Below are 23,868 nucleotides of genomic sequence, written 5' to 3'. Positions count from 1 at the left end.
CGCGAAGAGGCCCTCAACCCCAGTGCAAGTCCTCGGCAGGCACCGGTCGCCCGAACCAGTAGCCCTGCCCCAGCTGACACAGTTCCTGCAGCAGGAAGCTGGCCTGCTCCGCCTGCTCGATGCCTTCGGCATGCACCTGCATGCCCATGCTACGGGCCAGGGCGATGATCACCCGGACAATCGCGATATCGTCCTCATCCAGCGGCAACCCGGCAACGAAACCCTGGTCGATCTTCAGCTTCTGCACCGGCAAGCGCTTGAGCCGCAGCAATGACGAGTACCCGGTGCCGAAGTCATCAATGGCCAGGGTCACCCCCAGCTCACGCAGGCGATGCAACTGCTCCAGCGCCACCTCCGGGTCTTCCATCACCGCGCTCTCGGTCACTTCCAGTTCCAGCAGGGCTGGGTCCAGGCCGGTGTCGTGCAGCACTTCGGCGACCTGCTGGTACAACGCGTGCTGGCCAAACAGGCGGCTAGAGATGTTCACCGCCACGAACGCCAACTGCCGGCCTTCGCCCTGCCATTGCACCATCTGCCAACACGCCTGGCGCAACACCCAGGCATCGATCTCGGCAATCAGCCCGGTGCGCTCGGCAATCGGGATGAACTCGCCCGGTGGCACCAGGCCGCGCTGGGGATGCTGCCAACGCACCAGGGCCTCGACGCCGACCTGGCGGCCGGTCGCCAGGTCGTGCACAGGCTGGTAGAACACTCGCAGCTCGTCCTGCTCCAGGGCCCGGCGCAGCTCGCCGGCGGTTTCGACCCGGTGCTGGGCGTGAGCGGTCAGCTCTTCGGTGTACAACGCATAGCAGGCCCGCCCGTTGCTCTTGGCCTTGTACAACGCCGAATCGGCATTGCGCAGCAACTGCTCGGCACTCAAGGCATCGCTGGGGAACAGGCTGATGCCCACGCTGACGCTGATGAACAGGCGGTGACCGTCGAACAGGAACGGCTCGCGCAGGCGCTCGATGATGCCCTGCGCCAGCTTGCCCGCCTGGCCGACTTCCTGGCAGTTCTCCGCCAGCACGCCAAATTCGTCGCCCCCCAGACGCGCCAGGGTCACGCCGCTGCCGAGCATTTCAGCCAGGCGCTCGCCCACCAGCTTCAGCAACTGGTCGCCAATGGTGTGGCCAAGGCCATCGTTGATGCTCTGAAAGTGGTCCAGATCCAGCAACAGCAGGGCACAACCGCGCTTGTTGGCCTGGGCTGCGGCCAGCGCCTGCTCGACCCGGTCGGTGAACAGCAGACGGTTGGGCAGGCCGGTCAGCGGGTCGTGGTGGGCCATGTAGGCCAGTTCCTGTTCCGAATGCTTGATCGCGCTGATGTCGCTGAACACCGCCACGTAATGGCTGAGCTCGCCTTCGTCGTCGCGGATGGCGCAAATGGTCTGCCACTGCGGATAGATTTCGCCGCTCTTGCGCCGGTTCCAGATTTCGCCACTCCACTCGCCCTTTTCCGCCAGGGTGGCGAAGACCTGCTGGTAGAACGCCAGCCCATGACGGCCCGACTTGAACTTGTTCGGACGCTGCCCGATGACCTCCTCCTGCCGGTAGCCGGTGATGCGCATGAAGGCACGGTTGACGTGCACGATCAGGCCATGGCGATCGGTCACCAGCACGCCTTCGAGGGTGCTGTCGAACACTGCCGCGGCCATGCGCAGGCGTTCCCGGTCTTCGCCACGCATACGCGCACCAACACCGATGAAGTCGAGCAGCCGCACCCGCGACACGTAGATCAGCAAGGCACTGAACAGCACCCAGATCACCACGTTGATCTGCCGGCCCACGGTCACCGCCAGAGGGTCGTCAGTCATGCTGTGCAGCACCACCTCGGCCAGCGTCAGCCAGAGGATCGAGAGCACCACATACAGCGCAGCCATGCGCAAGGCGTCGCGAACGGAAACAGACATGTCGGGTGCAATTGCCCATAGAAAAGGATGGGGCATTATAAAGGCTGAAACATGTCGTGACCTCCTATCTGAACGGTTGACTGGTTTTATTTCCCGGCCAAGGGATAATCGACCCTTCCCCCTGCATTTCGAGGGTATTTACACCTATGTGGTACAACGGCCTGCTCGACTTGTCGGCCTGGCAACTGGTCGGCATCACTTTGTTGATGACCCACGTGACCATTGTCAGCGTCACGGTCTACCTGCACCGCTACTCTGCGCACCGGGCCCTGGAGCTCAACGGCGCGCTCAAGCACTTCTTCCGTTTCTGGCTGTGGCTGACCACGGCGCAGAACACCCGCGAGTGGACTGCCGTCCACCGCAAGCATCACGCCAAGTGCGAAACCCCCGACGACCCGCACAGCCCTGTACACAAGGGCCTGAGTACGGTGCTGCGCAAAGGGGCCGAACTCTATCGTGAAGAGGCGCGTAACCCCGAAACCCTGCGCATCTACGGCAAGAACTGCCCGGACGACTGGATCGAGCGCAACCTCTATTCGCGCTACAAGCTGGGCGGCATCGCGCTGATGGCGGTGATCGACCTGCTGCTGTTCGGCACCATCGGCATCACCATCTGGGCAGTGCAGATGATGTGGATTCCGTTCTGGGCCGCCGGCGTGGTCAACGGCCTGGGCCACGCGCTCGGCTACCGCAACTTCGAGTGCCGAGATGCCGCCACCAACCTGGTGCCGTGGGGCATCGTCATCGGTGGCGAAGAACTGCACAACAACCACCACACCTACCCCAACTCGGCCAAGCTGTCGGTCAAACGCTGGGAATTCGACATGGGCTGGGCGTGGATCCGCCTGTTCTGCCTGCTGCGCCTGGCCAAGGTGCAGCGCGTGGCGCCGATCGCCCACCGGGTCGAAGGCAAAGGCAACCTGGACATGGATACCGCCATGGCCATTCTGAACAACCGCTTCCAGATCATGGCCCAGTACCGCAAGCTGGTGATCGGCCCGCTGGTCAAGCAGGAACTGGCGCGCGTCGATGCCTCGCTGCGCCACCACTTCCGCCGCGCCAAGCGCCTGTTGTCGCGCGAGACCAGCCTGCTGGAAGACCGCCACCATGTGCGCATCGAGTCGATGCTCGCCCACAGCCAGGCGCTGAAGACCATCTACGAAAAACGCCTGGCTCTGCAGCAGATCTGGGCACGTACCAGCGCCAACGGCCACGACATGCTCGCCGCCATGAAAGACTGGGTACACGACGCGGAAACCAGCGGCATCCACGCCCTGCGGGACTTTGCGGCACAGCTCAAAACCTACTCCCTGCGCCCGACCGGCGCCTGACCGCCGTTGATCGGCACGCCCCCTGGCGGGGCGTGCCGACCGGAACTTCGCCCGCTCGTTTACACTCATATCTGGCACATCGCCCGCGTGGCGGGCCAGATGCTGGCCGCACGCTTTCACGCCGAGATCTGCTCCGTGCACATGGCCAAGAACATTCCAACGACACTGCCCGGCACCCCGCCTCCCGAAGCCGCCCAAACCTTGCTTGCCCTGCTCCACGCCCAGGGCGAGGTTGCCCGCCTGAGCGAACGCGAGCAGCTGTTCAGCTCACTGCTCGACAGTGTCAATGCGGTGCTATGGGCCTTCGACTGGGAAACCCGTCAGGTGCTGTACGTCAGCCCCGCCTACGAGCGCATCTTCGGCCGCCCGGCCAGCCTGGTGCTGGCCGACTACAACGAGTGGCGCGACAGCATCTACCCCGACGACCTGGAGTTCGCCGAGCGCAGCCTGGCCCAGGTGCTGCTGAAGGGCTCGGTGGAAGACCGCGAGTACCGCATTCTCAATGCCGACGGCCAGATCCGCTGGCTGAGCGACAAGTGCTACATCAACCAGCAACGCGATGGCGACCGGGTGATCATCGTCGGCATCGCCGAAGACATCACCGAGAAGAAGCAGCTCGAAGGCGAGTTGCAGCGCCTGGCTACCACCGATGTGCTGACCCAGAGCAGCAACCGCCGGCACTTCTTCGAATGCGCCCAGCAAGCCTTCGAAAGTGCCCGCGAAGACGGTACGCCATTGGCCTTCCTGTTGCTGGACATCGACGATTTCAAGCGAATCAACGACAGCTACGGCCACCAGGAAGGCGACCAGGTGTTGCAGCAGATCGCCGATAGCGGCAAGGCCGTGCTGCGGCGTGGTGACTTGTTCGGGCGCATTGGTGGTGAGGAGTTCGCGGCGGTGTTTCCGGGCTGTACTGCCCAGGTGGCAGAGCAGATTGCCGAGCGCTTGCAGCGGCATATCCAGCGGCTGAGCTTCAGCCATGGGGAGCAGACCTACGGGGTGACGGTGAGCCAAGGGGTGACCGGGCTGACTGACGAGGATGCGGCACTGGACAGCCTGTATGCCCGGGCCGATGCGGCGATGTACCAGGCCAAGCGGCAGGGCAAGAACCAGATCGTCCGCGGCTGAGCCTTTGGGGGGCTTTGCCCCCCTATCGCGACACAAGGCCGCTCCTACAGGCAACCGCGTACCCGTGTAGGCGCGGCCTTGTGTCGCGATGGGCCGCAAAGCGGCCCCAAGATCTCAGCCCGAAACTTCACCCTCAGCTAAAGGCGGTTCTTCCCGCTGCGGTTTCACCTCCGGGTTCTCCACCTTGCGCAACCGGCTCAGCTCCGGCAGGCCGAGCTTGAGCAGGCGCGCTGTCTTGCTGCTGGCCACCTTCTCCAGCCCCTGCCCAGCCGGCAGCCGCGACAACTGCCCGGCCAGGTTCATGGCCAGGATCTCCCGCGAATACACCCCGCCACCCAGCTGGTAGATCGCCGCGATCAACTCGCGCAACCCCAACGGCAACCGCCAGCGCGTACGCAACGCCGAACCGAACGCCGCACCGAACTCATTGAGCGAAAGCTGCACCCGGTCCTCGTCCAGGTCGCCCCCGGCCAGCCGCCATTCCTGCAAGCAGCGCAGTACCGCCAGGTCGCCCAGGCAATGCAGCAACCCGGCGCAATAACAACGCCCTTCGTCCAGCTCGAGCATGCGTGCCAAGGTGCGGCCATATTCGGCAGTGTGCAGCGACAACGCCCAGTAATGGGCTGCATGCTCCGCCAGCAGCGGGTCACTGAGGCGCGCACTGCGCTTGAGGGTCATGCCCAGGATAAGGTTCATGCTCTGGGTACTGCCAAGCTTGTTCAAGGCCTGCAGCAACGTCTGCACCGGTGCTTCGCGGTGCAGTGCTGCACTGTTGGCCGCAGCAATCAGCACGGCGGTGATCTGTGGGTCGCCCTGCACTTGCTCTTCAAGCACTCTCAGGTTCAGGCCCTGGGGGTTGAGCGCGCGCTTGATCGCCACCTCCACATCGGCCAGCAGCGGCCCGCCGTCGGCGGTAGCGCGACGCTGCTCAAGGTAGGCCGGCAGGCTGGCACCTGCCTGCAAGGCCGGCGCCGGGCAGGCGATTTCTTCGCCAACCGCCAGCAGCAGTTCTTCCAGGCGTTTGCGCAGGGTGTCCAGGTTCAGCGGCTTGCTCAGGTAAGCCGTGGGGTGCAGGGGGAGCACCTCGTGCACGCTGGCGCTGTCAATGCGGTTGCTCATGAGGATGAACGGCAAACTCGGGCCTTTGGCGCGTACCTTGCGCAACAGGTCGAGGCCATCGACACCTGCCAGCTCACGCGCGGCAATGATCAGGTCGGGCTTGCTGGACAGTGCGTTCAAGGCCTGCGAGCCGTCGGCGCAGACCTGCAGGCGGGCGTCACAGCGCACGCTAAGCAGCATTTCGCTGAGCAGGTCACGCACCCAGGGGTCGCCCTCGACAATCAGTACGCTCGGTGGGGAGGGGTCTGCAGCGTTCATCGCCAACTCCTGAATAGCCCTGACACACAGTCCATCGCAGCTTCCTGAGCAAATCCTTCGACAACGATAGCGCTCCATGGCTTTCCTGGGCACAAAAAAAACCCGCCGAAGCGGGTTTTTTCTGAAGCGCATTACATCAGGCGATTTCAGCGAAGCACTCTTCGATGATAGCCAGGCCTTTGTCCAGCAGCGCGTCTTCGGCGGTCAGCGGAACCAGGATACGCAGGACGTTGCCGTAGGTACCGCAGGACAGCAGGATCAGGCCCTTCTCGCGGGCCTTGGCGACAACCTGGCCAACGGCAGCAGCGTTCGGGGTGTGAGTGCCTTTCTCGAAGACTTCGACAGCGATCATCGAGCCCAGACCACGGACGTCGCCGATGATCGGGTACTTCTTCTGGATTTCGCGCAGGCCAGTGGTCAGGCGCTCACCCACAGCTTTGCTGCGGTCCAGCAGTTTCTCTTCTTCGAACACTTCGATCACGGCCAGGGCCGCGGCGCAAGCGATCGGCGAGCCGGCGTAGGTACCGCCCAGGCCGCCAGGAGCGATGGCGTCCATGTACTCGGCCTTGCCGCACACACCAGCCAGCGGGAAGCCGCCAGCGATGGATTTGGCGAAGGTGGTCAGGTCAGGCGCAACGCCCATCTGTTCCATGGCGAAGAAGGTGCCAGTACGGCCAGCGCCGGTCTGTACTTCGTCGGCGATCAGCAGGATGCCGTGCTGGTCGCACAGGGCGCGCAGGCGCTTCATCAGCTCTTTCGGCGCTGGCAGGAAGCCGCCTTCGCCTTGTACCGGCTCGAGGATGATCGCGGCGATGTCGCGCGGCTCGGCGTCGTTCTTGAAGATGCGCTCGACCGAGGCGATGGCGTCGTCAACACTGATGCCGTGCAGTTCGCTCGGGAACAGGGCGCGGAAGATGCCGCCTGGCATCAGGCCCATGCCAGCGGAGTACGGCACAACCTTGCCGGTCAGGCCCAGGGTCATCATGGTACGGCCGTGGTAGCCGCCGGTGAAGGCGATGACGCCAGCGCGGCCAGTGGCGGCACGGGCGATCTTGACGGCGTTTTCAACGGCTTCGGAGCCGGTGGTGACCAGCAGGGTCTTCTTGTCGAAGTCGCCCGGGACCAGCTTGTTGATCTTTTCGCACAGCTCTACATAGGGTTCGTAAGCCAGCACCTGGAAGCAGGTGTGGCTGACCTTGGTCAGCTGCTCTTGCACGGCCGCAACCACTTTCGGGTGCAGGTGGCCGGTGTTCAGTACTGCGATGCCGCCGGCGAAGTCGATCAGTTCGCGGCCTTCAACGTCGATCACGGTCGAGTTCTTCGCAGTATCGACGAAGATCGGGTGGATCTGGCCAACGCCACGTGGGACGGCGGCGACACGACGTTGCATCAAGGATTCGTTGGTCTTGCTCATAATGCCCTCATTGCGCCGGTCTGGAGTGGCGCTTTTATTCGGGGGGTGGCTGGGAGTGCTCGCGAACAGTATTCGTTGATCGACTGCCGTGAACGCCCTGGCCACCAGGTACTGCGATGTAAAAAAGGCCAGCGAGACGTCGCTCTCGCGCCCCGCTGGCAGAGGTAAAACCGTTACCGTGCGATCAGACGCTGATGCACAGGTATTTGATCTCGAGGTAGTCCTCGATACCGTACTTGGAGCCTTCGCGGCCCAGGCCCGAAGCCTTGATGCCACCGAACGGCGCCACTTCGTTGGAGATAAGGCCGGTGTTGATACCTACCATGCCATATTCCAGGGCTTCGGCAACACGGAACACACGGCTCATGTCGCGGGCGTAGAAGTACGAAGCCAGGCCGAACTCGGTGTCGTTGGACATGGCGATGACTTCGGCCTCGTCCTTGAAGCGGAACAGCGGCGCCAGTGGGCCGAAGGTCTCTTCCTTGGCGACGGCAGCGGTCTTCGGCACGTCGACCAGAATGGTCGGCTCGAAGAAGTTGCCTTCGATGATCTTGCCACCGGACAGCACCTTGGCGCCTTTGCCAACGGCGTCTTCGATGTGTTCCTGAACCTTGGCGACAGCCTTGCCGTCGATCAGCGGGCCAGTGGTGGTGCCTTCTTCCAGGCCGTTACCGATCTTCAGCTTGGCAACAGCGGCGGCCAGCTTCTGGGCGAACGCGTCGTAGACGCCATCCTGCACGTAGATACGGTTGGCACAGACGCAGGTCTGGCCGTTGTTGCGGTACTTGGAGATGATCGCGCCCTCGACCGCCTTGTCCAGGTCGGCGTCGTCGAACACGATGAACGGGGCGTTGCCACCCAGCTCCAGGGAAACCTTCTTGATGTCCTTGGCGCACTCTTCCATCAGCTGGCGACCGATTTCGGTCGAGCCGGTGAAGGACAGCTTGCGGACCAGGGAGTTGCCGGTCAGTTCGCCGCCAACTTCGCCAGCGCTGCCGGTAACCACGCTCAGCACGCCAGCCGGGATACCGGCACGGTGGGCCAGCTCGACCAGGGCCAGGGCCGAGTAAGGGGTTTGCGAGGCAGGCTTGAGCACCATGGTGCAGCCAGCGGCCAGGGCCGGGCCGGCTTTACGGGTGATCATGGCGGCCGGGAAGTTCCACGGGGTGATGGCCGCGGTAACGCCGATTGGCTGCTTGATGACGATCAGGCGCTTGTCTGGCTGGTGGCCCGGGATGGTGTCACCGTAGACGCGCTTGGCTTCTTCGGCGAACCACTCGATGAACGAGGCGGCGTAGGCGATTTCGCCCTTGGCTTCGGCCAGCGGCTTGCCTTGTTCGGTGGTCATCAGGCGAGCCAGGTCGTCCTGGTTCTCGATCATCAGTTCGAACCAGCGACGCAGCTTGGCCGAACGCTCCTTGGCGGTCAGGGCACGCCAGGCCGGCAGGGCCTTGTCGGCGGCTTCGATGGCGCGGCGGGTTTCCGCGGTGCCCATCTTCGGCACGGTACCGATGACTTCACCAGTGGCCGGGTTGGTGACCTTGATGGTCTGGCCGTTGTCCGCATCCAGCCACTCACCGTTGATGTAGGCTTGCTGGCGGAACAACTGAGCGTCTTTGAGCTGCATGTCGGCTTCCCGAATTGTTGATTGTTGAAAAGCGCCCAAGGCAGGGCATCGAGCGTTTGAAATCTCAAACGAATGCTAAGCGGCTGCTGGGGTGTTGGACAATAGGCTGTTCGAAAAAAAGAACGAATGGTTGAACAGCCTGGCGGAAATTTCATGATTTGCATAATGGCAACCGGCCTCTTCGCGGGCACGCCCGCTCCCACAGGTACCCCACCGGTTTCGAATTCGGTGCAGTACCTGTGGGAGCCGGGCGTGCCCGCGAAGAGGCCAGTACAGGTTAGACGAACGCGCTGAAGGAAATAGGATGGGAGGACCGACGGCCCTCCCGGAAGGGATGGCTCAGAACGCCTTGGCCAGGTCGATCACCAAGGCCCGGTAACCCACGCTGCCCGGCTGCCGGCTGTGCACCTTCAGCTCCACCAGCACCTCCTGCGTCCCGCGCCGCACCTCGTTGAGCACGGTGGTGGTCAGTTTCTCCGGGGTCAGGAAGTTCACCGATGCCGAATAGATGAACTGGGTGTCGGTCTCCGGCCGGTAGGCCACCACCGAGGTCACCGGGCTGTACCACTCGTCGCCGCGCTCCTTGCCGTATTCCCACACCTGCTCGACAGTGCCCTCGGCCTCGTCGATGCGGTATTCCACCGCCCGGCTGTAGTTGCCGGTCAGCCTGGTCGGTGCAAAGTCGCGGCCCCAGCCGTTGTCGAACACGGTCAGCGTCCCTTTGCCGGTCAGCCAGGCGGTGTGCTGGGTCCACGACCAGTCGAAGCCTTCGCTCGCCAACGGCGTCAGCACTTTCTCGCGCAGACGCTCAGGCCAGCCTTGGGGCGAGGCGAGAATCCACTTCACCTGCTTGTCACGGCCAATCTTCACCACGCCCTGGTGCCGTGCTGAAACGATGATGCTGTCGTCATCGGCGTCGTAGTCGATGGCATTGACGTGTGCCCAGTTACGCCCGGTGCCTACCCCCGGGGTGTCACCAAAGGGCAGGTCACCCTCAGCCAGTTCGTTGGCCAGCCGCTCATCCTGCTTCTGCACGCCCGGCGGCAACTGGATGGCTGCCTTGCCAAGGGTTTCCAGCAGGTCGCCACGGTACGGGTCGAGGATCTGGTTGAGGTCCCAGAAGTCCAGCACATCACCGGCCTCGTTGACCTCGATGATGTGGTCGCGGATCGAGCGCACGCGCTTGCCGTCGGGGCGGCGATAGTCGCTGGTGCCCACCCGCAGCAGGTAGGTGCCATTGGCCGTCTCGCGGATTTCATGGGAGAAGTCGGCGAACTTGTCGGGCAGGCTGCGCTGCCAGATGCGCCGGCCCAGCAAATCGTACTTGGAGTAGGTCTGGCCCTGGCCCCAGATCAGCTTGCCGTCGCGGGTCTGTTGGAAGCCCATGGTGCCGCCCAGCCCATCGCGGCGGTTGGCGTCGTGGATCTGCTCGATGTCCAGGTACCAGCGCACGTCACCATTGCTGTCGGCGATCCAGTTGTTGCCCACCTGGTCCCATTCTGCCGCGCCGCCCAGGGCATTCCACTTGAAAGCGCGCCCGCCCGGGATGTCGCCCTGCAGGTGGTTGAACAGGTACAGGCGTTTTTCAAAACCTGGCGCTACCTTGACCGGCTGAACTTCAGGCAACGCGGCGGTCTGCGCGGCCACCACCGGCAGGCGCACGGCCGGGGCGTAGATCTGGTACTGCTCGCGAATGCGCTCGCCATCGAGCTTGTAGGTGACTTCCACCTGGTTGACATGATCCGGGTACAGGCCGAATACCGGGATACCGCCGTAGGTCCACAACGAACGGTCGGATACCTCATAGGCAATGTCCACACCGCGCTCGCCCCGCCCCAGCACGCGCACGTGCGCGGCACTCAGGCTGCGCCCACCGTCGCGAATGATCGCGGTCAGCGGCGCCAGGCGATACGGGTTGACTACCACGTCGCCGAGCAGCGCCTCGTCACGTTCGGGGACCTTGGCGGTCAGGCAGGCGCCTTCAGGCAATGCAGGGGTTTTGGTCTTGGCATTCATGGCATAGCTCCTTGTGCTCAGAAGTCGTAACGGGCGGTGGCGCCGAAAGTGCGCGGGGTGCCGAGCACGCCGGCATAGCCACCGTTGGCGGAGTTCCACAGGCTGGTGAAGTAGGTTTTGTCACCGGCGTTTTTCACCCACAACGACAGGTCGACCACGCCGTCGCCCTGGTCCAGGCGCACACCGGCAGAAAGGTTGACCAGCGCGTAGCTGGGGATCTGGCCGAAATCGGAGTCGTCGATGGTGCCCACCGCCTTCGAGCGGAAGGCGTAGCTGGCCGTGACATAGGGTTCGATGTGCTCGCTGGCCTGCCACTTGTACTGGGTGTTGAGGTTGGCGATGTACTTAGAGGCGCCGACCACCTGGTGGCCGGACAAATCGCAGGTGGCAGTGGCATTGGCCAGGCTCACCTCCGGAGGGCATGGGGCGTCTTTGTAGTCGGTGTAGCGCACGTCGTTCCATGAGCCGTTGAAGTTGACCGTGAGGCCGCGCAGCGGCAACGCCGTGGCTTCGAACTCCAGACCACGCGAGCGCACGCTACCGGCGTTGGCCAGGTACTGCACGCGGTTGATCTGGTCGTAGACGTTGGCCTGGTAGCCATGCACTTCGGCCCAGAACAGGTTGGTATTGAGTTGCAGGCGGTCGTCGAACAGCGAGCTTTTCAAGCCGACTTCGGCATTGTTGACCCGCTCGGTGCCGACCAGCAGCGAGTCGGTGCCCAGCCGTGGCGCAGCGCCAACGGTAAGGTTGATGCCGCCAGACTTCTCGCCGTGGGTCAGGGTGGCGTAGCCCAGCAGCTGCTCGTTGAAGCGGTAACTCAGGCCCAGCAGGCCAGAGGGGCTGAAGCTGTACTGGTTGAGGTCGCCTGAATCATAGGCGCCTACGCGTCCCTGGCGCGCTGCTGCGGCGGCCCCGGTTACCGCTGCGCCACCGATTGGTGCATCGCGGGTCACCCAGGCGCTCTTTTCTTCATAGGTGCCGCGAATGCCGGCGGTGAAGTCCAGCCGGTCGGTGATGTGCCAGGTGCCCTGGGCGAACAGCGCATAGCTGTCCGTGTCGATGTGCCCGTTACCAATGGTGTCGACATTGGCCAGGGCGCCGGCCGGGGTCAAGTTCCAGATGTCCGCCTGTGGCCCGTAGTAAGTGAAGGATTTGTTGTCCAGGTCCTGCTTGAAATAGTACGCGCCCAGCACGTAGTCGAAGGCACCACCGGTGGGCGAAGCCAGGCGGATTTCCTGCGAGTATTGCTTGTCGCGCACCGATACCCCGGCGCTGTAGAAGACCGGTACGTTGAGGCCGTCATCGTTGCGCGGGGTGAAGTCCCACCAGCGGTAGGCGGTGATCGAGGTCAGGGTGAAGTCGTTGGGCAGGGTCCAGTTGGCCTCCACCGAGGTACCACCCTGGAACACCGTCACTTGCTGGTCGGCGTCGAAGTTGACCTTGCGGTCCTTGCCCGACACCAACGTTGCGCCGGCCTGGGCGGCCAGGCTTTCGTAGCGGTTGACACCATTGATGGTCGGGCCGGTGCTGTACAGGCTGAGGATGCCGTTGTCGGAGTCTTCTTCGTTGTATTCGCCGATCCAGCGCAGGTTGAAGGTTTCGCTCGGTTTGAACAGCAGCTGGGTACGAAAGCCTTGGCGCTTGCCACCGTTGAGGTCGTCGCCGTTGTGGATGTTCTTCACATAGCCGTCGTCTTCGGTGCGGTAGGCGCTGATGCGCCCGGCCAGGGTGTCGCTGATCGGCCCCGAGAAGCTGCCCTGGGTCTGCAGGTAGCCGTCTTCACCAATCGACTGCTGAATGCTGCCCTCACGGTGGAAGGTTGGCTTGCGCGTGGTGATGTTGAGCACACCGGCGGTGGTGTTCTTGCCGAACAGCGTACCTTGCGGGCCGCGCAGCACCTCCAGCTGCTCCACGTCCAGCAGGTCGAACACCGCCATGCCGGGGCGGCCGAGGTAGACGTTGTCCAGGTAGATACCGACACTGCCTTCCAGGCCATCGCTGGCCGGGTTGTTGCCCAGGCCACGGATCGAAATGCTCGACTGGCGTGCATGCACATAGGCAACGTTGGTGCTGGGTACCAGCTGCTGCAGGTCCTGCACGCGGTAGATGCGCTGGCTCTCCAGGGTTTCGCTGTCGAGCACGCTGATCGGCGTGGGCACGCTTTGCGCGGTTTCTTCGCGGCGGCGGGCATTGACCGTTACGGTACCGAGCTTGGCTTCCTGCTCCACCGCCGGGGTGGCGTTGACCGGCTCTTCGGCGAAGCTGGCAGAGGACGCCGCCAGCAACACGCCGGCAGCCAAGGGTGGCAAGGTGAAACGCGACGCGCGCGCAGGCCAACGGGAAACTCCGGACATGCAAATGCTCCTTGAGGCATGGGCCCTGGCGAGCATTTCCGTTGGCGGAACCGAATCGCGGTCAGTCGGGCTTATATTCTTTTAAGTGATATAAATAGTTTTAATTCATATTTTGTGGAATAAGTGACTCCCTTTATAAGGGGACTAACCCTTGTCAGCAATTGCATTCGACCGAAAGTTTCAATGTAAAAAATGCATATCGATCTACGTCAGCTGCGCCACTACATTGCCCTTGTCGAGCACCGCAGCTTCGTTGCTGCGGCGGCTGCGGTAAACCTGTCGCAATCAGCGTTCAGCCGCAGCATTCAGACCCTCGAGCACAATATCGGCTGCCGCCTGGTGGACCGCGCCAGCAAGGAGTTGGCGCCAACCCGCCAGGGCCTGCTGGTGCTGGAGCATTCGCGGCGGCTGGTGCATGGCGCGCATAACCTGGTCAACGAGATTCACCAGTTCAATGGCGCCACCACCGGCGTGGTGCGCTTCGGCTCCGGCCCGGCACCAGCCGGAGGCCTGGTGCCGCGGGCAGTGGCACGTTTCGTCGCCGAATACCCCGCGGCGCGGACCTGCTTCCAGGTGGATAACTGGCAGGCGCTGAACCGCAAGCTGGTGGCCGAGGAGATCGAGTTCTTCGTCGCCGACACCCGCCAGTTCGAGTCCGACCCGGACTACCAGGTACACAAGCTGGCGCCGCAGCGCTGGCATTTTTGCTGCCGCGTCGGGCATCCGTTGACCGAGCGCGAGAGCGTGCGGGCGCGAGACCTGTTCGATTACCCGCTGGCCACCACCTTCCGCCCGCCGAACATCCGCAAGATCCTCAGCGACCTCAGCGGGCGACAGGATTTTCTACCGACGGTGGAGTGCGAGCATGGCTATGCACTGCTGAATGTGGTGATGCATTCGGACACGATCGGCATTGCCTGCAATGCCAACTTGCGGCCGTATCAGCGTGACGGGGGACTGGTGGCATTGCAGCTGGCCGACCTGACGCTGGAGCAGGAAGAAGCGTTCTATACCCGTTATGGGGTGGTGAGCCGGGTGGGGTATGGGCTATCGCCGCTGGCTCAGGGGCTGGTCAGGCAGCTGATTGCCTGCGATACCGAGTTGTAGCTGGCGGGGGCTTCGCCCCCGTTTCGCGACACAAGGCCGCTTTTACAGGGGCATGCGATCGCCTGTAGGAGCGGCCTTGTGTCGCGATGGGCCGCAAAGCGGCCCCGGTGATATCAGCCTTTACGCGTAGTGCGGCTGAGTTGCCCATCTACCCCGACCGGCACCTCACCCGCCAAGGTCACCCGCCGCACCACACGCGGCTGGGTCCCGTAATCATCCACCGCATAATGCTGCGTCGCGCGGTTGTCCCAGATGGCCACATCCCCAGCCTGCCAGCGCCAGCGAACGGTGTTCTCCAGGCGTGTCACATGCCCTTGCAGCACCGCGAACAGGTGCTGCGAATCCGCCAGCGAATAACCTTTGATGCGCTTCACGAAGTGGCCCAGCTGCAGCGCTCGCTCGCCACTGATCGGGTGCACGCGCACCACCGGGTGCTCGGTCTCGTACACCGTGGAGGTGAATACTTTGCGGTAGCGCTCCAGCTTGGCCGGGTCGACATCGGGCTTGAGGCTCGCGTAGTCATACTCGTTGCTGTGCACCGCCCACAACTTGTCGGCCAGCTCGCGCAACGGCTCAGGCAGCTCCTGGTAGGCTGCGGCGGTATTGGCCCACACGGTATCGCCACCGGAGGCAGGCGCCACCACGCTGCGCAGGATCGAGGCCTTGGGGTACGCGTCGACGAAGGTCACGTCGGTGTGCCAGGAGTTGGCCCGCTGGCCTTCGGCGCCATCGAGCTGCAACAGGTAGCTGGTGCCATCCACCACCGGCACGGTGGGATGGGCGACCGGCTCGCCGAGCAGCTTGGCGAAGGCTTCCTGGCTTTGGTCATCCAGGTGGGTCTGACCACGGAAGAAGATCACCTTGTATTTCACCAGCGCAGCCTGGATGGCTTCCAGGGTGGCTGCATCGAGATCGGCGGACAATTGCACTCCGCGAATTTCGGCGCCGATGCGGCCGGCAACCGGGTGGATGTCGAGTTCGAGGTTCTGTGGCGCGGTGGCCAGGGCGGCGTTGCTCATGGTCGTATCCTTGCGGTCATTGTCGGGTTTACGGGGGTCAGCGGGCAGCCTGCACGGCCTGTTGCTGTTGCAGGGCGGTATCGAGGAAGCGGGGTTCGATCCAGTCGGCCACCTGGAAGCCACGACGAATCAGGCGCTCCTTGGCGGCCAGGTCCACGCCCTGCTGCAGCTGGCCGACGAATCCGGCGTCCAGGCGTGGATCGAAGTAGTGAGCGAGATCTTCCTTGGCCAGGTCATCGCGCAGGATGCTGCGCGGCCAGTTGGCATTACTGGCCACCAACTCGACGTAGGCTTCGCGGTTGTGTTCGTCACGCAGCCAGGCACTGGCCTGTTGCTGGGCGTTGACCAGGCGCTGAACCAGCTCGGGGTATTTGCGGATGAAATCGCCGGTGCCCAGCAGCACCGCCTGGGTGCTGCCGGCGCCTTCCAGATCACGCGAGTTGACCGGCAGCTCGACCAGCCCGCGCTCACGCAGCGACAACAGGTTGGACAGGCCCCAGGTGGCATCGATCTGCTTGGCGGCCAGCGCTGCGTTGGCGGCATTGAAGTCCAGGTTTATCACCTTCAGCTCGCGCTCGCTCAACCCTTGGCTGGACAGGGCGCTGGCGAAAGACAGCTGGTTGGCGGTGCCACGGAACACCGCCACGCGCTTGCCCTTGAGGTCGTGCAGGGTCTTGATGCCGGAACCAGGCACCACGCCCAGGTAGCTCTTCACCCCGCGTACACCCGCCGACAGCACGCGGGTGTCCAAGCCATTGGCCTTGCCGACGATGGCGGCCAGGTCGCCGAGATAGGCGAAATCGGCCTGGCCGTTGGCCAACGCTTCGTTCACCACCGGCCCGGCGCCTTTGAAGAAGTGCCAGTCGATGCGAATGCCATCTTTGGCGAATTCCTTTTCCAGCAGTTGCTGGTCACGCAGCACGTCGACCACGCCACCGGCGCTGGGTTTGCTGCCCGCGCTGAGGTCGGGCACGGCGATGCGGATGCTTTCTGGCTTGGCCGGTTCAGCCGCATGGGCGATGAGGGTGAAGGCCAGCCCAAGGGCGGTGATCAGGTGGCGCAACGGGGTTTTCATGGCAAGGCTCCTTGGCAGGCTGCCACCGGCGATGGCCGGCGCTTTGGCCAGAAGCTAGGCAGGTCTGGTTAGAACCTACAAAGATCAAAACTTCATTCTTCAGTAACTTAAAGGCATAAATCAGGCGGGCTGCGGGTCTGCGGCGGGCTTGCGGAAAACGCATGGAAAATATGAGGAAAACGCAACGGCGGGGGGCTTCCGTATGCAGGGAGTGCATGCTCTTATCTCTTGAAAGTCATTTTTGGATTTTTTTAATTCCATAAATGAATAACTTAACAACGCTTCGAGAGATGGCCGATGAATGGAATTCTGAGCAGAGGTCGGGGTTGGTTTCGGGGGCCGCTACGCGGCCCATTCGCGACGCAAGGCCGCTCCCACCAGGATCGCGCCAACTTGCTGCCGTGGGTGTTGCCTGTGGTTATTACGCTGCTTTGGGTGGTGGCCAGCCGGCTGCACTGGATGAGCGAGCAGATTCTGCCGGCGCCAGCATTGGTGTGGCAGAGCGCACTGGAGTTTGGCTCCGGCGAGCTGTGGGGGCACCTGTGGATAAGCTTGCAGCGGTTGTTCTGGGGGTTGGCGGTCGGCATCGGCAGCGGCTTGCTTTTGGGCGTCTGGCTGGGTGCTTCGCGGCAGGCGCAGACGCTGGTGCTGCCAACCTTCGTGGCGCTGGCACAGATTCCTACCCTGGCCTGGATCCCGTTGTTCATGCTGTTCTTCGGGATCGGCGAATTGCTCAAGCTGGTGGTGCTGGTGAAAGCCGTGGTGGTTCCCGTTACCTTGCACACCCTGGTCGGTGTACGTGATGCCCAGCCCAAACTGCGGGAAGCCGCTGCGGCGCTGCGTCTGCCTCGCCATCTTCTGTTCCTTCGCCTGTTGCTGCCGGCTGCCCTGCCGGCCTTTCTCACCGGCGTACGCCTGGCTCTGGCCACCGGCTGGACCTCGCTGCTGGCGGTCGAACTGCTGGCCTCAAGCGAAGGGATCGGTTACCTGATGGTGTGGGGACGACAGCTGTTCATGCTCGACCTGGTGCTGCTGTGCATCCTGGTGATCGGCCTGGTTGGCGCACTGCTGGAGCGCAGTTTCTCCGCCCTGGAAAAACGCCTGCTGTACTGGCCGCAAGCGGCAACAGGGGAGCAGCCGCGTGGCCCCGTGCCGCGAGGTTGGCAGAGCCTGCTGCTACCGCTGGCACTGTTAGCACTGTGGCAAGCCAGCAGCGGCTTCGGCTGGGTCGACAACAACATCCTGACCTCGCCCCTTGAAGTATTGCGAACCCTGCTGATCGGCCTGGCCGATGGTTCGCTGCCGCAGGCCTTGTTGCTGAGCCTGCAGCGCGCCCTGGCCGGCTTGCTGCTGGGCGGTGGCGCTGGCCTGCTGGTCGGTTTGCTGCTGGGGCTTTCGGCCAATGCCGAACGTATCTTCGGGCCCAGCTTGTCAGCCCTGCGCCAGGTGGCCCTGTTCGCCTGGGTGCCGCTGCTCACGGCCTGGTTCGGCCTGGGTGAAGGGGCCAAGCAGGTGTTCGTCGGCATGGCTGCGTTCTTCCCGCTGCTGATCGCCACCCAGCGCGGTATCGCTAGCCTGTCGCCACAACTGGGCGAAGCGGCTCGCACCCTGCGCCTGAACCTGTGGCAACGCCTGCGCCTGCTGGTGCTGCCCGGCGCAGCCCCGGCCATTTTCGCCGGCCTGCGCCTGTCGTTGATCTACGCCTGGCTGGGCACCATCGGTGCCGAATACTTCATGCCCTCGGACGGCGGCATCGCCAGCCTGATGATCGGCGCCCAGCAACTGTTCCGCATGGACCAGGTAATGGCCGCCATGCTGTTGATCGGCCTGGTCGGCGCCCTGCTCGGCACCCTTGGACAACGCCTCGAATCGCGCGCCACGCGCTGGAGAACCGCATGAACGCCTTCAACACCTCGCACCTGCTCGCGGCCAACCAGCCCGACGTCGCCCCGCCCCTGGTCAGCTTCGAGGGGGTTGGCAAAGTGTTCAGCGTCGATGGCCAGCCGCTGGAAGCCATCCGCAACTTCAACCTGTCGATCAACCAAGGCGAATTCATTGCCATCGTCGGTGCTTCCGGCTGTGGCAAATCCACCCTGCTGCGCCTGCTGGTAGGGCTGGATACCGACTACAGCGGCAATATTCGCGTCGACGGCGAAACTGTCAGCGGCATTGGTAGCGAGCGCGGCATCGTGTTTCAGGAACACCGGCTGTTCCCCTGGCTGAGCGTGGAACAGAACATCGCCCTGGGTTTGGTCAACGAACCGCTCACCCAGGGTGAACGCGCGCGGCGGGTACACGAGTTCGTGCAACTGGTGGGGCTGGTCGGCTTCGAGTCGGCGTACCCACACCAGCTTTCCGGCGGCATGGCCCAGCGTGTGGCGATCGCCCGTGGCCTGGTAGCCAGCCCGCGTATCTTGCTGCTCGACGAGCCGTTCGGCGCGCTGGATGCGCTGACCCGCCAGCAACTGCAGGACGAGCTGCTGGCCATTCGCGAACGTGCCGGCATCACCACGTTACTGGTCACCCATGACGCCGAAGAAGCCACCTACCTGGCCGACCGGGTGGTGGTGCTGGAGCCGCGCCCGGGGCGGATCAAGGCGGTGGTGGATATCGACCTGCCCCACCCACGGTTGCGTACGGGTGTAGCACTTCACGGGCTGCGGGAGAAGGTGCTGCACCAGATCACCGGGGATGGCGGTTACCTGACGCCGCCGGTGCGACGGGTCGAAGGGCTGAGGCCGGAGCTGATTGCGCTCTGAGCCTGTGCGGGCATGCCCGCGAAGAATCCAACGCGGCGGCTGGCACCGGCTACGCCGGTGTTCGCGGGCTCGCCCGCTCCCACAGGAACCGCGCATTTTGAGCCTCGCACCAAACCTGTGGGAGCGGGCATGCCCGCGAAGAATCCAACGCGGCGGCTGGCACCGGCTACGCCGGTGTTCGCGGGCTCGCCCGCTCCCACAGGAACCGCGCATTTTCTGAGCCTTGCACCAAACCTGTGGGAGCGGGCATGCCCGCGAAGAATCCAACGCGGCGGCTGGCACCGGCTACGCCGGTGTTCGCAGGCTCGCCCGCTCCCACAGGAACCGCGCGTTTTCTGAGCCTTGCACCAAACCTGTGGGAGCGGGCATGCCCGCGAAGAAGACTCACCGGGCACTGAGGTCACGCAGGTAAGCCCAAGGGTAGATACCCCGCTCATGCCCATCGCTGAACACCAGTTGTACACCATATCCTTGCGGTTCGATGTGCACCACGCGCACATCATCGCGCACCAAGCTGATACGCCCCTGCAGCCGTGCCGCTCGGCATTGCGAACAGGGGCAGGCACCGCGCAGCCGGACATGGCTGAGGCTGTGCTCGCCGTCTTGCCATTGCAGCACCAGCTGCCCGGGCGCGCGCATGTTGCGAACCGCTTGCGGGGCTTTCATCAGCAGGCCCCGCGCAGTTGCGCCATGGCAATCCGCACAGCCTTGCGCACCTCGGGGTCGGCATCGGCCTCGGCGGCCTGCAGCACCGGCAAGGCACGCGCCTGACCCAGCTCCCCCAGGGCCAGAGCCGCCTCCTTGCGCAGGTTGGCAATGCCGTGGCCAAGCAACTGGCCAAGCGCGTCCAGGGCCGCAACATGACGCAGCCGCCCCAGCGACCGCGCCGCACGCAGACGTACCTGCCAGAAGTCATCGGCAAGCGCATTTACCAGTGCCGGGCCTGCCGGGGCCAGGCCCACCTTGCCTAGCGTGGTGGCGGCTTCTTCGCGCACTTGCCAGGCCTTGTCAGTCAATGCAGCCACCAATGCGGGCAGCACCGCGCTGTCGCGCGCGAGCCCCAGCGCACCGATGGCCGCACGGCGCACCTCGGTGTCCGGCTCGTCTTCGGCAAGCGTTGCCAATGCTGGCAACGCCGGCTGGTGCTTGAGCCAGCCAAGAATACCCACTGCCTCACGCCGGACCGCGGCGTCGCCGTCGGCCAGGGCCAGCAGTGCAGGCTCCGCAGCATCTTCCAGGCGCAGCTCGCGCAAGGCGCGCAGGGCGCTGGCACGGACGAAGGCATCGGCATGCTTGACCCATGGCAGGATCAGCTGACCGGTTTCAAGGCTCTTGAGCTCGCTGAGGCTCTGTGCGGCAGCCAGCCGTACCGGCTCGGCAGCGTCGGCCAGCGCAGCGCACAGGGCCTGCACGACTTCGGGTTCTTCCCAGGCCTCGAGCAGGCGCGCGGCCTCGGCACGCACCTCGTCGGCGGAGTCCACCAGCAGTGCATCGGTGAGCCACGGCAAGCCATCGGGGTCTTCCAGGTCGGCCAGTTCGATCAGGGCGATGCGGCGCACACTCACGTCGGCAGCACCAAGGCGAGGCAGCAGAGCAAGGATGTCGGGGTTGTCAGTCTTTCGTTCAGTCATAGCGCGATCCGTAGCGGTGGGTGCTCAGTGTCCGGCAGGCCCAACGGGGTCAGGCGCGGAAGTTCGCGGCCTTCCTCGTGACGGAGCAAGGCCAGACAGTGACGCTTGAGGTGAGTGAATTCAGGGCTGGTCAGCAGGCTGGCGCGGCGTGGCCGCGGAAAGTCCAGGTGCAGGTCTTCGATAAAGCGGCCAGGTCGCGGGCTCATTACCAGGATACGGTCGGCCAGGAACAGCGCCTCGTCGATATCGTGAGTGACGAACACCACGGTGGTGCGGATGCTTGCCCAGATATCCAGCAACAGCTCCTGCATGCGTGCGCGGGTTTGCGCATCCAGGGCACCGAAAGGTTCGTCCATCAGCAAAAGGCGCGGGCGGTTGATCAGCACCCGGGCAATCTCGGCCCGTTGCTGCATACCGCCGGACAGCTGGCTGGGCCAGCGCCCGGCAAAGTCGTCCAGCCCCACCAATCGCAGCATTTCACGAGCCTGCCGGCGGCGTTCGGCGCGGCCCTGGCCCTGCATCTTCAGGCCAAAGGCCACGTTGTCGAGCACGCTACGCCAGGGCAGCAAGGTGTGGTGCTGGAACACCATGCCACGCTGCGGTGACGGCCCGGCAACAGCCTGGCCGTCCACGCTCAGCTGGCCGCTGCTGGGCAGCAGGTGCCCGGCCAGGGCGCCGAGCAAGGTCGACTTGCCGCAACCGGAAGGGCCAAGGATGCAGACGAACTCGCCAGGCTCCACGGCAAAGTCCAGACGCTGCACCGCCTCGAATGCTTCGCTGCCGTGCCCCAGGCGAATCGACAGGCCTCGCCCGTCGATTCGCCCTGGTGCTGGTTGATAACTGTTCATCAGCTGGCCCTCCGCGCGCGGTACCAAGGCGTGGCCAACTCGCCAAGGCGCTTGACCAGGGCGCTGCTGCCCATACCCAGCACGCCGATCAGCAGCATGCCGACGATGATGTCCGGGTAGTTTTGCAAGGTGTAGGACTCCCAGGTGTAGTAGCCGATACCGAACTGCCCGGAAATCATCTCGGCGGTGACCAGGCAGAACCATGAGGTGCCCATGCCGATGGCCAGGCCCGTGACGATGCTCGGCAACGCTCCCGGCAACACCACTTCGCGCAGGATGGACCCACGCCCTGCACCGAGGCTGCGCGCCGATGCAACCAGGCGCGGGTCGACGGCCTCGACGCCGTGCACGGTGTTCAGCAGGATGGGGAACAACGCGCCAGTGAACGTTATGAATACCATCGACAGCTCCGACGACGGGAACATCAGGATCGCCAGCGGGATCCACGCCACCGCCGGAATCGGCCGCAGTACTTCCATTGGCGGCAGCAGGGTGTCCTCGGCCCATTTCGAGCGACCGATCAACAACCCCAGGGCCACGCCGGTCAGCGCCGCGGCGGCATAACCGGCAAACACCCGCGACAGGCTGCTGCCCAGGTGCGCCAGCAGCGTGCTGGAGGTCAACAACTGCCACGCAGCTTCCAGCACCGCCTTCGGTGTGGGGACATAGGTGAACGTCAGCAGCCCGAGGTCCAGCTTCGCGCTCGCCGCGACCTGCCAGAACAGCAGGCAGGCCAGCAGCGAAGCCAGGCGCACCGGCCAGCGCTTGAGGTTGCAGGTCATGTCGGTGCCTCCCGGTCAGCGCTGGGCGACCAGCTTCTGGTTGGCGCTGGCGAAGTCCAGCGCTTCACCGCCATGGGCCTTGGCATACTGCTCGGCCTGGTCCTTGAGCAGGAACGCCGCCAGTTCACCCTTGGCGTTGCGTACGAACCAGGCCTGGTTCGCCAGCAACTTGATCCCGCTGTCGGCGGCCTGGGCGTAGATGGCGCGGATGTCCTTGCCCTCCTGCTCCAGCTGGGCCAAGGCGCCAAGCGCGGCCTCCGGCGAAGCGTAGTGGCGGACCTTGCCTTCACCGCGTACCCAGATCTGCGCCAGGCGGCTGAAATCGGTAATCGGTTTGCCGGTCAGTGCGTCATTGGCCTTGAGTGGCTGCGGGTCGTAGTCCTTCAGCGCCTTGTCGTAGTCCAGGCCAGCCTCCTTGAAGGCCGCACGGATGTACTGGTCGTCGATGAACTTGTCGGTGTCGAGGCCGCGATCGGTCTTTTTAAGCAGCTTGAGCGTATCGATGGAAGTGGCGACCGCCTGACGGTATTCAGGCTTCCAGGTCAGGTCGCGCGTCTGCAGGCCGAGCGGGCCGTGGAACAGGTAATTGACCTCGGCCTCGATGCCGGTGACTTGCTCGATCAACTCGCTGTACTTCTCAGGCTCAGCAGCGATCAGCCGATCGGCTTCGAGACTGGCACGCAGGTAGGCGGTGACCACTTCCGGGTATTTCTTCGCATAACCGGCATCGACCAAGGCGCCATGGAAGGTCGGTGCGTTGGCCTGGGCGCCGTCATAGATCTTGCGAGCGAAGCCGCGGTTGGGGAACAGTTCGGCGAACGGCACGAAGTCGGCATGGGCCTCGATGCGGTTGCTACGCAGGGCGGAACCGGCGATTTCCGGCGCCTGGGCGATGATGCGCACATCCTTCTGCGGGTCCCAGCCCTGGGCTGCTACGGCACGCAGCAGCATGCCGTGGGCGGTGGATGCGAACGGCACGGAAATGGTCCTGCCCTTGAGTTCAGCCAACGATTGCACGCTGGACGCCGCAGGTACGACGATGCCGTTGCCGCTGCCGTGCACGCTGCCCGACAGCACGCTTACGAACAGGCTGCGCTTGCCGGCATCCAGGTGAGCAACGCCGTTGAACGAGCCAGGGAAGTCGGCCATGGCGCCGAAGTCGAGCTTGCCAGCGACCATTTCGTTGGTCAGTGGCGCACCGCTGGTGAAGTTCTTCCACTCCACCTGATACTTGGCATCCTTGTATTTGCCGTCATGCGGCAGGTACTTGTCCAGCAAGCCAAGCTCGCGTATCAGCAGGCCACCGGTGGCGCAATTGATGGTGGTGTCCTGGGTGCCGATGGCGATGCGGATGGTTTCGGCGCTGGCATTCAGGCCAGTGAGCGCCAGCGCGAGGCCGGCCACGGTTGCAACAAGGCGCATGGGTGTTTCCCCTCGAGTCGTTATAGGAATTGGGTCGTCTCCGCCCCCGGCCTGGGTGGTGGGAAACGA

Annotated in this window: 18 protein-coding genes; 5 read left to right on the top strand and 13 right to left on the bottom strand. The window is 64.1% G+C overall.

The genetic code is table 11. The features are described 5' to 3' along the window. Window positions 1-13: 13 nt before the first annotated feature. Window positions 14-1,909, bottom strand: coding sequence for a phosphodiesterase DibA (gene dibA, locus CAF70_RS19250; RefSeq protein WP_085626011.1), 1,896 nt, complete (start codon window positions 1,907-1,909; stop codon window positions 14-16). A gap of 146 nt (window positions 1,910-2,055) precedes the next feature. On the opposite strand from dibA, the gene desA reads away from it, so the two are divergent. Continuing rightward, window positions 2,056-3,240, top strand: coding sequence for a delta-9 fatty acid desaturase DesA (gene desA / locus CAF70_RS19245; RefSeq protein ID WP_085626012.1), 1,185 nt, complete (start codon window positions 2,056-2,058; stop codon window positions 3,238-3,240). Between the two features lie 99 nt (window positions 3,241-3,339). Next, on the top strand, window positions 3,340-4,368 hold the full coding sequence (locus tag CAF70_RS19240; RefSeq protein ID WP_085626013.1) for a sensor domain-containing diguanylate cyclase: 1,029 nt from the start codon (window positions 3,340-3,342) through the stop codon (window positions 4,366-4,368). Window positions 4,369-4,482: 114 nt separating this feature from the next. Here CAF70_RS19240 and CAF70_RS19235 read toward each other — a convergent pair whose 3' ends face one another. The 5 genes from CAF70_RS19235 to CAF70_RS19215 all read right to left on the bottom strand — a co-directional run bounded on the left by CAF70_RS19235 (window position 4,483) and on the right by CAF70_RS19215 (window position 13,156). After that, complete coding sequence (locus tag CAF70_RS19235; RefSeq protein WP_085626014.1) at window positions 4,483-5,745, bottom strand: response regulator; 1,263 nt, start codon at window positions 5,743-5,745, stop codon at window positions 4,483-4,485. 136 nt (window positions 5,746-5,881) lie between these two features. Then, window positions 5,882-7,159, bottom strand: coding sequence for a 4-aminobutyrate--2-oxoglutarate transaminase (gene gabT, locus CAF70_RS19230; RefSeq protein ID WP_023662096.1), 1,278 nt, complete (start codon window positions 7,157-7,159; stop codon window positions 5,882-5,884). Window positions 7,160-7,343: 184 nt separating this feature from the next. Then, entirely contained in the window at window positions 7,344-8,786 is a 1,443-nt protein-coding gene (gene gabD / locus CAF70_RS19225) for an NADP-dependent succinate-semialdehyde dehydrogenase (RefSeq protein WP_015268576.1), read from the bottom strand. Between the two features lie 339 nt (window positions 8,787-9,125). Next, on the bottom strand, window positions 9,126-10,802 hold the full coding sequence (locus CAF70_RS19220) for an aryl-sulfate sulfotransferase (RefSeq protein WP_085626015.1): 1,677 nt from the start codon (window positions 10,800-10,802) through the stop codon (window positions 9,126-9,128). Window positions 10,803-10,819: 17 nt separating this feature from the next. After that, window positions 10,820-13,156: a TonB-dependent receptor gene (locus tag CAF70_RS19215; RefSeq protein ID WP_085626016.1), complete on the bottom strand. Its 2,337-nt coding sequence runs from the start codon at window positions 13,154-13,156 to the stop codon at window positions 10,820-10,822. A 192-nt stretch (window positions 13,157-13,348) separates the two neighbouring features. On the opposite strand from CAF70_RS19215, the gene CAF70_RS19210 reads away from it, so the two are divergent. Beyond that, window positions 13,349-14,263, top strand: a complete 915-nt coding sequence (locus tag CAF70_RS19210; protein ID WP_085626017.1) for a LysR family transcriptional regulator — start codon at window positions 13,349-13,351, stop codon at window positions 14,261-14,263. A 113-nt stretch (window positions 14,264-14,376) separates the two neighbouring features. On the opposite strand, the gene CAF70_RS19205 is transcribed toward CAF70_RS19210, so the two are convergent. After that, a complete protein-coding gene (locus CAF70_RS19205; RefSeq protein WP_085626018.1) occupies window positions 14,377-15,282 on the bottom strand; it encodes a TauD/TfdA family dioxygenase in 906 nt (301 codons plus the stop codon). 37 nt (window positions 15,283-15,319) lie between these two features. Beyond that, complete coding sequence (locus tag CAF70_RS19200; protein WP_085626019.1) at window positions 15,320-16,357, bottom strand: ABC transporter substrate-binding protein; 1,038 nt, start codon at window positions 16,355-16,357, stop codon at window positions 15,320-15,322. Between the two features lie 297 nt (window positions 16,358-16,654). Between CAF70_RS19200 and CAF70_RS19195 the strand changes: the two genes are divergently transcribed. After that, window positions 16,655-18,256, top strand: coding sequence for an ABC transporter permease (locus CAF70_RS19195; protein ID WP_256573300.1), 1,602 nt, complete (start codon window positions 16,655-16,657; stop codon window positions 18,254-18,256). Further along, entirely contained in the window at window positions 18,253-19,116 is an 864-nt protein-coding gene (locus tag CAF70_RS19190) for an ABC transporter ATP-binding protein (protein WP_085626020.1), read from the top strand. Before CAF70_RS19195 ends, CAF70_RS19190 begins: the two co-directional genes overlap by 4 nt. A gap of 384 nt (window positions 19,117-19,500) precedes the next feature. On the opposite strand, the gene CAF70_RS19175 is transcribed toward CAF70_RS19190, so the two are convergent. Genes CAF70_RS19175 through CAF70_RS19155 form a run of 5 tightly spaced genes read right to left on the bottom strand, consistent with a single transcriptional unit; the run spans window position 19,501 to window position 23,799 of the window. Further along, complete coding sequence (locus CAF70_RS19175) at window positions 19,501-19,782, bottom strand: gamma-butyrobetaine hydroxylase-like domain-containing protein (RefSeq protein ID WP_085626022.1); 282 nt, start codon at window positions 19,780-19,782, stop codon at window positions 19,501-19,503. Beyond that, window positions 19,782-20,747 (bottom strand): HEAT repeat domain-containing protein, encoded by a 966-nt coding sequence (locus CAF70_RS19170; RefSeq protein ID WP_085626023.1) that lies wholly within the window; start codon window positions 20,745-20,747, stop codon window positions 19,782-19,784. The genes CAF70_RS19175 and CAF70_RS19170 overlap by 1 nt, the downstream gene beginning before the upstream one ends. Further along, complete coding sequence (locus CAF70_RS19165) at window positions 20,744-21,595, bottom strand: ABC transporter ATP-binding protein (RefSeq protein ID WP_085626024.1); 852 nt, start codon at window positions 21,593-21,595, stop codon at window positions 20,744-20,746. The genes CAF70_RS19170 and CAF70_RS19165 overlap by 4 nt, the downstream gene beginning before the upstream one ends. Beyond that, window positions 21,595-22,377, bottom strand: a complete 783-nt coding sequence (locus tag CAF70_RS19160) for an ABC transporter permease (protein WP_085626025.1) — start codon at window positions 22,375-22,377, stop codon at window positions 21,595-21,597. Before CAF70_RS19160 ends, CAF70_RS19165 begins: the two co-directional genes overlap by 1 nt. A 15-nt stretch (window positions 22,378-22,392) precedes the next feature. After that, window positions 22,393-23,799 carry an ABC transporter substrate-binding protein gene (locus tag CAF70_RS19155; protein ID WP_085626026.1) on the bottom strand — a complete coding sequence of 469 codons (1,407 nt, stop codon included), beginning with the start codon at window positions 23,797-23,799 and terminating at the stop codon, window positions 22,393-22,395. Window positions 23,800-23,868 lie beyond the last annotated feature (69 nt).

Origin of the sequence: Pseudomonas sp. B19(2017), from assembly GCF_002113165.1 — a bacterium.
GTDB lineage: Bacteria > Pseudomonadota > Gammaproteobacteria > Pseudomonadales > Pseudomonadaceae > Aquipseudomonas.
The sequence above is the reverse complement of the archived record's forward strand: the minus strand, read 5'-3'. Positions and strand labels throughout refer to the sequence as shown.